The organism is Thalassotalea mangrovi (assembly GCF_005116735.1).
Taxonomy (GTDB): Bacteria; Pseudomonadota; Gammaproteobacteria; order Enterobacterales; family Alteromonadaceae; genus Thalassotalea_A; species Thalassotalea_A mangrovi.
Map to the genome: position 1 here is coordinate 72,931 of NZ_SWDB01000018.1, position 12,522 is coordinate 85,452.

The 12,522-nt window shown below is 45.4% G+C and carries 14 protein-coding genes; 4 read left to right on the top strand and 10 right to left on the bottom strand.

All coding sequences use genetic code 11. The features are described 5' to 3' along the window. The first annotated feature begins 118 nt into the window (after positions 1–118). Positions 119–892 (top strand): biotin/lipoyl-containing protein, encoded by a 774-nt coding sequence (locus E8M12_RS08185; RefSeq protein ID WP_136735632.1) that lies wholly within the window; start codon positions 119–121, stop codon positions 890–892. Here the strand turns inward: E8M12_RS08185 and E8M12_RS08190 are convergent, their stop codons facing one another. Then, on the bottom strand, positions 893–1,372 hold the full coding sequence (locus E8M12_RS08190; RefSeq protein WP_136735634.1) for a protease complex subunit PrcB family protein: 480 nt from the start codon (positions 1,370–1,372) through the stop codon (positions 893–895). It lies immediately after the preceding gene. A 235-nt stretch (positions 1,373–1,607) separates the two neighbouring features. Here E8M12_RS08190 and E8M12_RS08195 point away from each other — a divergent pair, with 235 nt between their 5' ends. Continuing rightward, entirely contained in the window at positions 1,608–2,699 is a 1,092-nt protein-coding gene (locus tag E8M12_RS08195; RefSeq protein ID WP_136735635.1) for a zinc-dependent alcohol dehydrogenase family protein, read from the top strand. 116 nt (positions 2,700–2,815) lie between these two features. Here E8M12_RS08195 and E8M12_RS08200 read toward each other — a convergent pair whose 3' ends face one another. The 7 genes from E8M12_RS08200 to E8M12_RS08230 form a co-directional block, all read right to left on the bottom strand. Continuing rightward, positions 2,816–3,472 carry a GNA1162 family protein gene (locus E8M12_RS08200; RefSeq protein ID WP_136735637.1) on the bottom strand — a complete coding sequence of 219 codons (657 nt, stop codon included), beginning with the start codon at positions 3,470–3,472 and terminating at the stop codon, positions 2,816–2,818. Between the two features lies 1 nt (position 3,473). Next, positions 3,474–3,818 (bottom strand): DUF4810 domain-containing protein, encoded by a 345-nt coding sequence (locus E8M12_RS08205; protein ID WP_136735639.1) that lies wholly within the window; start codon positions 3,816–3,818, stop codon positions 3,474–3,476. Beyond that, entirely contained in the window at positions 3,815–4,141 is a 327-nt protein-coding gene (locus E8M12_RS08210; RefSeq protein WP_136735641.1) for a hypothetical protein, read from the bottom strand. The genes E8M12_RS08205 and E8M12_RS08210 overlap by 4 nt, the downstream gene beginning before the upstream one ends. A gap of 11 nt (positions 4,142–4,152) precedes the next feature. After that, on the bottom strand, positions 4,153–5,097 hold the full coding sequence (locus E8M12_RS08215; RefSeq protein ID WP_136735642.1) for a CsgG/HfaB family protein: 945 nt from the start codon (positions 5,095–5,097) through the stop codon (positions 4,153–4,155). 299 nt (positions 5,098–5,396) lie between these two features. Next, complete coding sequence (locus E8M12_RS08220) at positions 5,397–6,725, bottom strand: hypothetical protein (protein WP_246034062.1); 1,329 nt, start codon at positions 6,723–6,725, stop codon at positions 5,397–5,399. Further along, positions 6,722–7,309: a c-type cytochrome gene (locus tag E8M12_RS08225; protein WP_136735644.1), complete on the bottom strand. Its 588-nt coding sequence runs from the start codon at positions 7,307–7,309 to the stop codon at positions 6,722–6,724. The genes E8M12_RS08220 and E8M12_RS08225 overlap by 4 nt, the downstream gene beginning before the upstream one ends. A 63-nt stretch (positions 7,310–7,372) precedes the next feature. Further along, a complete protein-coding gene (locus tag E8M12_RS08230; protein WP_136735646.1) occupies positions 7,373–7,672 on the bottom strand; it encodes a c-type cytochrome in 300 nt (99 codons plus the stop codon). A gap of 583 nt (positions 7,673–8,255) precedes the next feature. Here E8M12_RS08230 and E8M12_RS08235 point away from each other — a divergent pair. Both E8M12_RS08235 and E8M12_RS08240 read left to right on the top strand, forming a co-directional pair. Continuing rightward, complete coding sequence (locus E8M12_RS08235; protein WP_136735647.1) at positions 8,256–9,779, top strand: protein adenylyltransferase SelO; 1,524 nt, start codon at positions 8,256–8,258, stop codon at positions 9,777–9,779. A 15-nt stretch (positions 9,780–9,794) separates the two neighbouring features. Further along, positions 9,795–10,103 carry a DUF3630 family protein gene (locus E8M12_RS08240; RefSeq protein ID WP_136735649.1) on the top strand — a complete coding sequence of 103 codons (309 nt, stop codon included), beginning with the start codon at positions 9,795–9,797 and terminating at the stop codon, positions 10,101–10,103. A gap of 94 nt (positions 10,104–10,197) precedes the next feature. Here the strand turns inward: E8M12_RS08240 and E8M12_RS08245 are convergent, their stop codons facing one another. Together E8M12_RS08245 and E8M12_RS08250 are read right to left on the bottom strand one after the other, a co-directional pair. Then, entirely contained in the window at positions 10,198–11,271 is a 1,074-nt protein-coding gene (locus E8M12_RS08245; protein WP_136735651.1) for a zinc-binding dehydrogenase, read from the bottom strand. Between the two features lie 110 nt (positions 11,272–11,381). Then, on the bottom strand, positions 11,382–12,371 hold the full coding sequence (locus tag E8M12_RS08250) for an HpcH/HpaI aldolase/citrate lyase family protein (RefSeq protein WP_136735653.1): 990 nt from the start codon (positions 12,369–12,371) through the stop codon (positions 11,382–11,384). Positions 12,372–12,522 lie beyond the last annotated feature (151 nt).

Here is a 12,522-nt window from a genome sequence, read left to right on the forward strand (position 1 = left end):
GAGTCTTTTCTTGCTGAATCTCAGTTTCTAGCACCGCTAAGTTGTTGCATTTATTGCCTGTGTTTTCTGATGCGGGTGTCTATAGTTATTCTATCGATGATAAAAATAATGGATTCTTATGTCAGGTGTGCCTACCAATATTTATCTGCCGACGTTAAAGAATGGCCAGCAACCCGGTCGCATCTTCGGTGTTTATGTGGAACCGGGACAGAGCGTTCAGCAGGGAGATATCCTGTTTTCTTATGAAGATGGCGAGGTGATTAGAGAAATTACCGCACCGGCAGATGGCATGGTTAATGAACTCTTTATCGGTGAAACCGACCCGATAGCAAGTCGGCAACGAGCCTTATCCTTTGCTGCTGTCGAAGGGATGACAGACAATGACAATCGAAACATTGATGAGTCATCATTGCAGGTGGCGGCAGACTTCAATGAAACATCGGAGCCTGTCTGCCAGGAAGTAGAATCTGAAAAGCAGGCCATTGATGCATCGCCACCAGAATCATTAGCTGATACTCCTGATGCGGGGTCGGAGCAAGGTGCTCCTGCAATCGAACCGATGCTAGATAATGACAATCAATACATTGATGATTCATCATTGCAGATGACGGAAGATTTCAATGAAACAGCGGATCCTGTCTGCCAGGAAGTTGAATCTGAAATGCAGGCCATTGAATCATCGTCATCAGAGTCATTGGCTGATACTCCTGACGGGGAGTCGGCGCAATGTGATCCTGTACTTCAACCAAGGATCGTTGCAGACAAGCCTGACGACGTAACTGACATGAATGAAGAGCTTCCGACACATGCCAGCTTTTCTCCCTGGCAGATTATCTTTTTACTCGTGGCAGTTTGTGCAATTGGTTTAGTGATTAGCGAAGTGATCAGGTAGCTAACACGGATCACTCTTATATTTTTCGCGAACGATAATTTCTTTTTGTGAATTTATCTTCAGAATAACAATGGGGTTGGTAATGGCCTCTCCCGGAAGACATTCGCCGGAGCTATAATCGCCCACACTAAACTTGGTATAAACCACAATATAATCGTCAAATTCCAGAACGCTGCTTATCTTTACACCGTAGCCAGTGTTGGGACGATTACCCATGTCGATTACCACCACCTGAGATTCAGAAAAATTAACATCAATTATCGCTTCCTGAGTATGTTTGATCACCTCATCTGCATAGGTATTCCAGTCTCTAATCACTTTAATGGATTTGTTGCCAAACGCATTATCATCGTAGTATTCAGAGTCCTGATAAAGGACCTGGTATAAGATTGAACGTTTGGCGGCTAATGAGTTTGCAGTAAAGAATAACAAGGTGCAGGAAAAAAGAAGTAAAATAATTCCATTTTTAGATTGCGTCATAAGTACGTCTCACTTTCACATTATTATTTACCGGCCAGAGTATAAAAAGTTGATTAATGGCCAGACTTTAAAACTAGAAGAGAATGGCGATTTTTCCAGCTCTGTTGCGTACTCAGGACGATGTCATGGTGAGCAGGGTAACGCGAGGAGACTATCTTTAATCACGTAAAACATTTAAAACTTGTTGAAAATATTCAAAAACACGCGGCGTTAAGGTGGCAGGAACAATAATTTTATGAAAGCGATTCAACTTAACCAATTTACTTCCAATTTGCATGAATTAGAGGTTGTGGAAACCAAAATTCCAACGCCTGGCAAAGGTCAGGTTTTGGTCAAAATGCTATACAGCGCGGTCAATCCCAGTGATCTCAACTATATCCGTGGCGATTATCAGGAGGCACTGAGTCGCCTAATCTGGAATCAAAACAAACAACAAAAGATGCCATTTTTTCAACCCGGTGAACAGAATCCCCATCCGACACCACCCTATATCCCGGGTGGGGAAGGCGTGGGTATGGTTGTTGGTGCTGGCGGCGGCCTGCTGGCGAAACAGTTGCAGGGGAAACGGGTTGCCGTGTCTGCCGGTCCACCAATGGGTACCTGGCAGGAATACACAGTCGTCGATGCCAAAAAAGCCGTTGTTATTCCTGCGGCTATCGATGATCAGCAAGCGGCCATGATGTTGATTAATCCATTGTCTTCGTTCGGTATGCTGACGGACGTCTTAAACGTTAAAAAAGGACGTTGGCTATTGCAAAGCGGCGGGGCCTCGGCGCTTGGCAAAATGATTATTCGCATGTCTGTCGAACTTGGGATCAAGACCATAAGCATTGTCCGTCGCGATGAGCAAGTGGCAGAGTTACAGGAAATTGGTGCCGCTCAGGTGATTTCATTACAGGGATGCGATGACGACAATATTGCTGCTTATATCCAACAACAGGTTTATCAGGCAACCCATGGCAAAGGCGTTGATTACGGGCTTGACTGTATCGGCGGCTATATGCTTGAAGCTATGTTGCCATGCTTAACCGTAAACGGCCAAATGCTTGTCTACGGAACATTAGCTCAAGCCGATGCGCGGATATTCTCACGCGACTTAATGATGCCGTGTGCCAGTATTCACGGATTTTTCGCCGGCAACTGGCTGGCGCAAAAAACCTTGCTACAAAAAGTAATGTTGATGCGAGGCATGAAGAAAATGGCGCTCAAAGGCTGTTTTGAATCGCCAATTGATTCGGTATTTTCCCTCGAAGATATTCATGAAGCGCTATTCGCTGCAACCAAACCGGGTAAGTCGGGCAAGATATTATTGAAGATTACAAGCTAAAAATAGCGATATCAAAGCGTCGTCGGATTTACCAATTCTGTGCATCGATAATCAGAAATAAAAACGCCGCCAGGAGGCGGCATTTTGGGTATCTGGGTTAAGGCAAATTACATACCTTAATTTGTTGCCACTACCACATTTTTATCTTTACCGTCGGCATTGTGACGTTGGTGATATTTTCCAACCGGTAACGTCGTTACGATGCGGGTATTCACCTGGTCGGCAACAGGAACGTAATCGACCATTGCGGTAGTTATTGCCGTCGCAATTATATCGGCAACCAGATTGCCTGAGTTACCCGAGGTGTTATGAACAACGATGCCGTCATATTCCCAAATGGTATCCATACTTTGTGTTGATTTGAGTACAAATTTAGCCGCTACGGTAACATCGCCCCCGGTAACATAATAATTAGTATCCCAACTTTTTATGGTGACGAATAGCACGGCGTCTGCACCGAAGGTTTCCTTGTATTTATTTAACGGAACTCCTTCCAGTTGCTTGCCATCGACAACGCCTTCACGGAATAAAAACTGCTGTGTGTACGGAACAGATAACACATAATATCCCGCTTCCGCCAAAGGCTTTGCTATCGTTGTTGCGTATAAATCGGCGGCGTCGGCAGCTGTTGTCTCATTGATTGCAGGAACAACCAATAGTGCAGTTGGCTTTTCCTTATACATGTTTGGAAATGCTTCATCCTTGGTCACCGTTGTTGTCTGGCAACCGGTCATCAAAATGACCGCAGTTAGCAATAATATTTTTTTCATCATGTTAAATTACCTCTATTTCCTTTAGAGCAAGCGCAACATAGGTTTCTGATTCAGGGAAAAGAGCCTGTTCTTTTTGCAGATAGGCAGTGGCCATTTTTATATTGCCAGCTTTTGCCTCTATCATACCGAGTTCAAAGTAAATGCCTGGTGGAACTTTCTTTTGTTTTGTCTCGGCAACATCAATGATTTTCATCAGTTCATTGCGATGAGCGGCTAGTGTTTCCTGAGTTGGTTCTTTCGTATACTGATACAAGGTATCGGAATAATCACCCCAGTAATAAATTGTCGGAGCGGCACAACCGGTTGTTATGATTATGGCAAGGCTGATTAGTATTTTTCTGATCATGGTACGGTTACCTCGAATGAATTGCCTGCAGATACATAGATAGAGCGCATTACCAACACTTCTCCACCTCGTGTGATTTTTATTTTATGGCTACCCGTAGTAATGGGAAGTTTTGCAATTGTCTTCCCTTCAAACTTGTAGGTGTTGATAGTATCTGTCGTTATATTGATCGGTGTGGCATCGTTTAGGGTTAATTGCGTGTTTAAAAAGTTGCCTTGCAGCTGCAAGTAAGCCGATTCGTCGACTTGTTGGGCCGTGTTATATTCACCCGCGCAAGCACTTAATACCAATACCAGACAAATACTCAGTATTTTTTTTAGCATCTTCAATGTCCTTATAATTCTCTGATGACATAATCATTTAGTTTGGCCGCATCAATCTGACCACTAACCAATTTCGTAAATGACAACGAATTCATTCCCTCACCGATGAAGTCGACGACTTCTATTTGAGCCACTTCTTTGCCAGGTAATTCAACCATCATCCCGGTTTGTGGGTTTTTGATTTGCTTTCCCTTGCTGATGACGGCAAACCTGTCACTCTTTTTAATGCCTTGGTTTTCACCACCCGACATGAAGAAACCATCATTTTCTTGGCTTAACAAATAGGCTTGCCATGGGGCATCTAAAAGATTTTCCATGATGTCAGAAACTAGTTTGGATATTGCCGCGGATAGTGCTTTGTCATCGAGGGAGCTGTCATAACCGGCGCTATCACCAACTCCAAAGACTTTATTTGCTTCGGTAAGAGCTTCGCCAGAAGCTTCTTCAGAAAAGATCACCTGAGAAGTTTTGGTATTAACCAACCGCACATTAACCGTGACATAGGCTTTTTGTTTTTTATTACGTGAAAAAATGCCAACATCACTGACATTAGAACGCCCATACTCTGATACGGAGCCAATAATCAGGTAATCAGCCGCCGCGATTTCTGGGGCTCCATCACTTACCATGCTTTCTTCATACACAGCGTTAATATCGGTGCGCTCTAGCATGATAAATTTACCACTATCAGTCAGACGAGCCGACAGGATATCTGCGGCTTGCTTACCGATGCGATCGTTATTCTGATCGACCAGAAAGCTATTGCCTCGTTTGGTTTCGTCGGTAAAGCGAGAGATTGCAACAACTCGTTTTAGCGATTTGTCGGGCGCTTCGGTGATAGTTTTACTTACTTGCGGAGTGGTATCGATAGGCTGGTTGGTAGCTTCTCTGGTCGCACTGGTACACGCGCTAACCGCCAGGATTGCCGTGATGACGGGCACTAACGTTAACTTCATATCAGGTATCGTCCTTTTTGATGATTGTAATTCCATATCGACATTAAATTTTGCATGCAGCACCATTCAGGTCGATTCGTTTTTTGTTTAAAAACTAATCCACTATAAATCCTTTTGGCTAATTATCAAACAGCAAGGAAGAACTCTTTGCCAGGCGGCATGTTGGAAAGTCGAAAGCATGTGTCTGGCGCAAAACGTGTGTGGGAACTTTATTTCGAATCTACTGAAAAGGGAAAAGCGGCTGGAAGGTTAGTCCTGGAAAGAACAAAGCCGCTGTTCAAAGCGGCTTTGTTGACATTCTAGTGCCTCATCATTGAGGCGGTTTTCGGATACGCTAACAATTCGCTGAATACCTGCCAACGCTTTTCAGCATTACCTTTACTAAGCTGTTCCACATAGTCCCGAACGATATCCTGGCCCAGATTGTAATTGATAACATAGGCACGATTTTGTTCGATAAAACCAATTCGCTGTAATGCTTTTTGTTCGCTGCTTAGGGCATATTTCATCAACATTTGCTGCGCGGTCTGCTTGTCAATTTGCCCATCCAGGTAGCGCTTGGCCACGACATTGTCGATATAGGAAAGCTTGCTTCGAACCGCCTGAACGGCATAGTATAAATCCACTTTGCTACTGTCTAAGCCTGCCAAAGGAAACAATACTTCTTTTTCAAATGCGATGCGTTCATGCTCGGGGAAGGCAACGTCGATACCGTAATTGGCACTGCCTTCAGCCAGTAACGACATTGGAGAAAACAACGGGTAAACGGAATATTCAATCCAGCCGTTAGCGTTTACCAAATGTTTCTCCATCAGTGAATTAAACACGTGATGGCCCGGATACCCTTCGTGACTGGCTAAATCAATGGCCCGGTCAATAGTGATTGGGAAATCTGTATTCATCTGGATCAGGCTAAAGCTATTACCTTTATACCAGTTATAACCCGACCAGACTTTGTCGGTGACGTACTCCAGGGTAAAGTTTTCCTGAGTAGGCAAATCGATAAATTGCCGGGTTCGCTGACGCGATTCCTTGATTGCCGCCCTAAATACCGTATCGAGCTTATCCTTCGGTATCTCAAATTGTTTGCTGAATACAGCCATCCGCTGATTTAGTGGACCATCCCCCGGTAATAAATCATCAAGTTCCGCCAGCGCCTGATCAAATTCAGACTCATCAATCGTTGGCGATATCGCATCATAAAGCGCTTTTGACTCTTCATCGAAACTGAATTGCTCGCCTTGCAGGTGTTTGATGAAAAACAATACCGACTCCGTCTGTATCGTCAGAAATTCATGACGGGATTTTTCATGGTTGGTAGCGTCAATCTTTGCCAAATCCGCATGCAAATTTTCGCCAAGCTGCAATAACTCACCGAGTGGTTGCTTATCCTGCTCACGCCATGCTTCGGGTCCGTAGTAAGCATCAATGTAATAGTCATGATGTTGACCGACCGCTAAGGTCAGCTTTACGTAACGCTCTGCTAATTCATTCATGGTGATTTCTCTGTTTTGGGTCTCAGTGTCGGGTGCAGAATTTTCACTACAACCGGTGAATAATAGAGCCAGCAATACAGCAGTGATCACCCGTGAACAGAAAAAAGAGCGTATAGATAATGGGTAAATCATGGATTAATTTCCGTATTATTTTCTTCAGGGGAAGTCAGGTTGTCATTATTTGCAAGGTCCATGGACTCAACGGCTTCGTTTACCAGTAATTCAGTATCGGGTTGCGATTGCTGAGCATAATAATCAGCAAGCGCCCGTAAATCGTCTTCCTGCAATGGTGCCACCATGCCATTCATGATTGGACTTCTGGTTCGTTTAGATTTGTAAGCCTTTAGCTTGGATAACAGGTATTGCTGAGATTTACCGGCTAAATCCGGGTACAGTGCCTGGTGCGACACACCATTGATACCGTGACAGGGTGAACAGAACTGGATTTGAGCGTTGAGGCGTCGCTGTTTTCGCAATCGTTGCGCCGGAGTCAGGTGAACTTTTGATGTTACCGCGGCTTTGCTTTCATCGGTAATTGAATTATTCGATTCATCAACCAAGTAGCTTGATTCAGCTTGCTCTGTAATTGGCGGTAAAGTCGCAGCAATCTCGTCTGCTTCTGTAGCAAACGCCTTGCTAATGGCATGAAGATAAATGAGCACGCCAACGCTGATACAAAGCAAACGTCGGATCACGCCAATGTCGGGGGCTGTCATTGGATTTCCTTTATTCAGGCACAAAAAAAGCGCAGTTAATGCGCTTTTTTGCTCAGGCCTTTATTACTTCAGGCTTGCGAAGTAGGCAGCAAGATTAGCAATGTCTTCATCAGTTAATGGCATTGCCATCGGCGCCATCACCGGGTCTTTACGAGTACCCGCTTTAAAATCTTTCAACTGCTTGGCAATGTATGCTTCTTTCTGACCAGCAAGGTTAGGATACATTGGTACGGCGGAAATTCCGTTGGCACCGTGACAGGCGGCACAAACTGCAGCTTTCGCTTTACCGGCTTCAATATCAGCCGCCATGGCTGGAGCAGCGAAAACTACTGATGCTGCAAGAGCTAGAGTGATTTTCTTCATAATGACTTCTCTTTAAATACCTAATAATTATTAAGTTAACTAACAACGATTATATGGGAAAAACCCCTGGGTGTCTGCGATTTTTTCATTTATACCAATCACATTAAGTTTGTGCACAACTCAGAGTTAGGGCAGAGGTTCAGTTACAACATAGATTTCATTGATATAGTCATTCTATATTAATGAAATATAGGGCCGTAAATGGACCTCTGATAAACTCCCTCAGGGTGAGTTTTAAAGGCGTTTATCCTGCGTTACTGATTTTGGCTAATTTTGACTGGGGAACGACCATTCTCTGCAATCAAAGCCTTGTCTAAACGCCTTCAAATTCTCACTGAGTGAGCAATAATTTAATGTGATTGGTATTACGCCCTTAGCATTCGCCTTTATTACCACATTGGCTGTATATTTTTTAACGCATTTGACTGGACAAATAAAGCAATCTTCAACGTTCTTGATGAATTTCAATTGTCTCATGGAAAGAACTAAGTAAAAGGCGACCTTCAGGATAGCGGCTGATAACCTAAATGAACTGAGTTACAATGGGTTATCTTAATGGCGAGCGATTTCGGTGGGAAGCATAATGAAATTTGAAAATTCATACCTGGATCTGGGGAAAGCCTTTTATCAACAGACATTGCCCGTACCGGTTGCTGCACCGCAATTATTGTTATGGAATACTGGTCTTGGCGATTCTTTTGGCCTGGGCCAGGGCAGTCCGGATGACGAGCAAAAAGCGCTGATATTTTCCGGTAATCGAATCATGGAGGATTCAACGCCGATTGCGCTGGCTTATTCCGGGCATCAGTTTGGGCATTTTAATCCACAACTTGGTGATGGCCGGGCGCATTTATTAGGGGAGCTTCTCGATGGTCAGCAACGTCGTTTCGATGTTCAGCTAAAAGGCTCAGGACCTACCCGGTTTTCCCGCCAGGGAGACGGCCGGTGTGCACTAAAACCGGCATTGCGTGAATTCATTATGAGTGAAGCTCTGCACGCACTGAAGGTACCGACCAGTCGCTGCCTCGCCGTTGTCAGCAGTGGTGAGACAGTTTATCGGGAAACACCGCAGCCAGGGGCGATTGTCACCCGCATCGCTCAAAGTCATCTTCGGGTAGGAAGCTTTCAGCACTTTGCCAGTCGCGGTGATCTAAAATCCCTGCATCAATTGCTGGATTATGCCATTGCCCGGCATTATCCGAACATTGCCGGGGATACCAGCGCCAAAGCGCTGCAGTTTCTGCAACAGGTTGCGCAGCGGCAAATTGAGCTAATTTGCCACTGGATGCGGATTGGTTTTATTCATGGCGTAATGAATACCGATAATACCGCGATAAGCGGTGAAACCATCGATTACGGTCCATGTGCCATGATGGGCGATTATCATCCGGGAACTGTCTATAGTTCCATCGACAGCCAGGGGCGCTACGCCTATGGTAATCAAATGAATATCGCTATCTGGAATATGGCGCGACTGGCGGAAAGCCTGTTACCCTTGCTAGCAGACGATCAGCAGCAGGCCATTAATCTGGCAGAAACTTCAATTGGCCAGCTGGTGGATGATTTTTCGGTTGCTTATCGGCAGATGCTGGTATCGAAACTGGGCATCGAACAGGCTAATGCAGATACCGGCCCCCTGATTGAATCTTTGCTGAGTATCATGCAGGAAAAAGAGCTGGACTACACTCAAACCTTCCATTCGCTTACTAAGTTTATTGAACGGGGAGAGTTGTCAGAAGGACTTACCCAGGCACTTCACCCCTGGTTAGGAAAATGGCTAACGGCGCTGGGGGTTGCTGAGGTAACTGAAGATAACAATATGTTTGCAAGAATCGGCGATGCCCGTGGTGAGCAATTAAAGCGAGCGGTGACGACAATGAAGGCGATGAATCCGGTCCTGATACCCAGAAACCATCATGTGGAAACCACGCTGGATATGTACCAGGATGCGATGTTAACGGGTGAAAACTGGCAACAGGCTGAAACCCGGTTACAGCAGTTCTTAATCGCACTTCGAAGTCCGTATCAGCAGACCGAATACACCGGCCAGTTTCAGGATGCAGCTGCCGATAAAGATAAGGGATATCGCACGTTTTGCGGTACTTAAAATAGGGTATATTTTATGCGACTGGCAGGCACGCAGGCAATCACATTAACCGAAGATAACATTATCCTGATTCGCTTTAACCAGGAATGGCAGCTCGATGATATCGAACATCTAATTGTGCTGGTGATGGATAAAATTGCCGGTGCCCAGGTGCTTGAGCATGTAATCGGTGCCGATCGCGAATATTTGCGTTTTACCTGCAATGGATTGTACTTTTTATTGCAGTTTGAAAGTTATAGTAATTCATGTTGGATAGAGGCTGAAGATGAGTTCAGCCAACCGGGTATCAGTGCCCTATATCGACAATTATACCAATCACATTAAGTTTGTGCACAACTCAGAGTTAGGGCAGAGGTTCAGTTACAACATAGATTTCATTGATATAGTCATTCTATATTAATGAAATATGGTATTACTGTCATAGGCTGACAGCATTGGGATGCAGTATAACTTTGCCGTCACTTTTGTTGACCGCATAGTGCTCCAGTCCATCGCTAAAGTTATGAAAATCATACTCGCCAAAAATATCGGTATCAAAAATTCCCAGGGCAAATAGCTTTTGCACCTTACGACTCAAACTTAATACCTGCCAGGGTTTAGCTTGACCGAAGTAGGTCGCGAGCCAGAATCCTTCTACTTTATGATCGCGAAATATCACATCGGCAACGGAAAATTGTCCGCCAATGGGGTGCTGAGTTTCCGTCAGGCGACCATAGACCACCGCCGTCGAATGTCTTGGCATGCAACTCATGACGGTAGGCGTATCAACATCAGCAACAGCGTCCAGCAATACAGTTGCCTTGAACTGATGGCAGATGTCTTTAAGTTGGGCCAGGTAATCTTCGCTTGTTGTCAACAATACCGCGTCGGCACCTAAGTCCATTAAAGGTTTTACATTTTTTTGCGAACGAACCGTGGCAATGGTTTTAATATTATGCATTTTGGCATAACGAATAATGCCTTTCCCAACCTGGGAAGCGGCAGCATTCAGGACAACTGCTTTGCTGCCTAATTGCCTGGCCCGGTCGACCAGGCAAACGGATGTGCAGGGATTGACGATCAGCGTTGCCGCCTGGGCGTCACTGAGTTCTTTGCGAACCGGCAGGCAAAGGTTGGCTCGGGTGATGGCATATTGTGCCCACAGGCCATCATTGCCTGGCTCGGCTGAAACAGCGACTCGCTTACCAATCAACCAACGGCCATACATCCCGGCATTGGCCGCAACGACGGTGCCAGCGCCTTCAAATCCTGCGTATGCCCCGTCTTGCGGCGGTAATCCATATTTACCCATCAGATAAACCAAATCCGATGGGTTTATTGGTGATGCAAGCATTTTTACCAGCACCTGACCCGGTTTTAGTTCTGGGATTGGTTTCTCGGCCAGGGCGATACGCTCGGCAAACGGGATATTCATTTTTTCAGAATATTTTAAACTGATGCCTTTATTAATGGCGGGTATAGTCATTGGCATGGAATGGGTCGGTTGAGTCACAAAAAAGCCTTGCTTTGTGGAAATACATCACCCGCAATAATAGCGGGCGATGTTAATGTTTTCCAAATTTTCTTCTTTAAATCAGTATGTAGTAAAGATTTAATCGAGAATTAGAAAAATGCCGCCTTGGCCTGATCGCTGATATCAATGCCGCTTACATGGGCACGTTGCAGCAACTGCCAGTAATAACGGTAAGTGGCGCGATCGTGTAGCTCTCCCTTGTGTTGGATTGGTCCCCAGTCATTCGCTTGCGCAGATAACAGGATCGCTTCGGCATCTTCCACTTCCTGGTAATCCGGCTTCATCGCATCGACTATCGCCTGAATTTGGGTTGGATAAATGCTCCACATTCGTAAAAACCCGAACTCCTGACGCGCGCGGGTTGCGTCATCCCGGGTTTGTTGGGCATTTTTCAAATCCAGGGTGACATTGTGTGATGGCACAACACCATTGGCTAATGCTGCGGCAACCATTTCGCTTTTTGCCCGGGCCAATAGGGCGTGATCAAACTGCCCGGGTGAGCGCATGCATGACGCCGGAATGGCACCATTATGCCCAGAAACAAAATCCATCATGCCAAAATCAAGCACCTGTACCCAGTCAATGGCGGCAAGTTCCCAGGCTTCGCGCAGTGCGCCATGGGTTTCGATCAGTACGTGAACCGGAATTTCACGGCGAATATTGTTGGCGCTGGCGACTGATTTAATGTAGTCAACCATCTCTTTGATTTGCGCCGCTGCGGTGCACTTGGGCAGGGTAATATAAGCGACCTTGTCGCCAATTTGCGGAATCAGGATATCCACATCTTTACGCCAGTGCGGATGGGTATAGTCATGAATCCTGACACCGAGCATGTTAAATTTATTAGCATCGCTGGCAATCATATTCGCCACCATTTGTGCGTGCTCCGCTTCCGTGCCGGCAGCGGCACCATCTTCACAATCACAGGTGATATCAAAGACAGGTCCATATTCTTGTTGCATCTGCATTGCCTTGCCGATCAGCTTTTCACTTCCGGCAAAATGTTCGCAACTGGGCAGCACCGGAAATGGTTGCTCCCCCTCAAATAAAGCTTCATCTGGGTGTACAGGTAATGACATGGATCCTCCTGGTATTAATCATCGTTCCGGGAAACGTATTCGCCTGCACCGGTGCGGTTTTTAGCTCACCAAAAAGTGAAAGTTAATAAGTAATATTTCAAAAAGCGCGAAATTTTTGTAAGTGCTCGCCTGATCTTGCCTAAACTAACTA

Bases quoted from the DNA above. Each gene is read 5' to 3' on its own strand.
- E8M12_RS08250 (WP_136735653.1), bottom strand. From the start codon at position 12,371: ATGTCATTACCTGTACACCCAGATGAAGCTTTATTTGAGGGGGAGCAA.
- E8M12_RS08220 (WP_246034062.1), bottom strand. From the start codon at position 6,725: ATGATTTACCCATTATCTATACGCTCTTTTTTCTGTTCACGGGTGATC.
- E8M12_RS08200 (WP_136735637.1), bottom strand. From the start codon at position 3,472: ATGATGAAAAAAATATTATTGCTAACTGCGGTCATTTTGATGACCGGT.
- E8M12_RS08190 (WP_136735634.1), bottom strand. From the start codon at position 1,372: ATGACGCAATCTAAAAATGGAATTATTTTACTTCTTTTTTCCTGCACC.
- E8M12_RS08210 (WP_136735641.1), bottom strand. From the start codon at position 4,141: ATGCTAAAAAAAATACTGAGTATTTGTCTGGTATTGGTATTAAGTGCT.
- E8M12_RS08225 (WP_136735644.1), bottom strand. From the start codon at position 7,309: ATGACAGCCCCCGACATTGGCGTGATCCGACGTTTGCTTTGTATCAGC.
- E8M12_RS08240 (WP_136735649.1), top strand. From the start codon at position 9,795: ATGCGACTGGCAGGCACGCAGGCAATCACATTAACCGAAGATAACATT.
- E8M12_RS08195 (WP_136735635.1), top strand. From the start codon at position 1,608: ATGAAAGCGATTCAACTTAACCAATTTACTTCCAATTTGCATGAATTA.
- E8M12_RS08205 (WP_136735639.1), bottom strand. From the start codon at position 3,818: ATGATCAGAAAAATACTAATCAGCCTTGCCATAATCATAACAACCGGT.
- E8M12_RS08185 (WP_136735632.1), top strand. From the start codon at position 119: ATGTCAGGTGTGCCTACCAATATTTATCTGCCGACGTTAAAGAATGGC.
- E8M12_RS08235 (WP_136735647.1), top strand. From the start codon at position 8,256: ATGAAATTTGAAAATTCATACCTGGATCTGGGGAAAGCCTTTTATCAA.
- E8M12_RS08215 (WP_136735642.1), bottom strand. From the start codon at position 5,097: ATGAAGTTAACGTTAGTGCCCGTCATCACGGCAATCCTGGCGGTTAGC.
- E8M12_RS08230 (WP_136735646.1), bottom strand. From the start codon at position 7,672: ATGAAGAAAATCACTCTAGCTCTTGCAGCATCAGTAGTTTTCGCTGCT.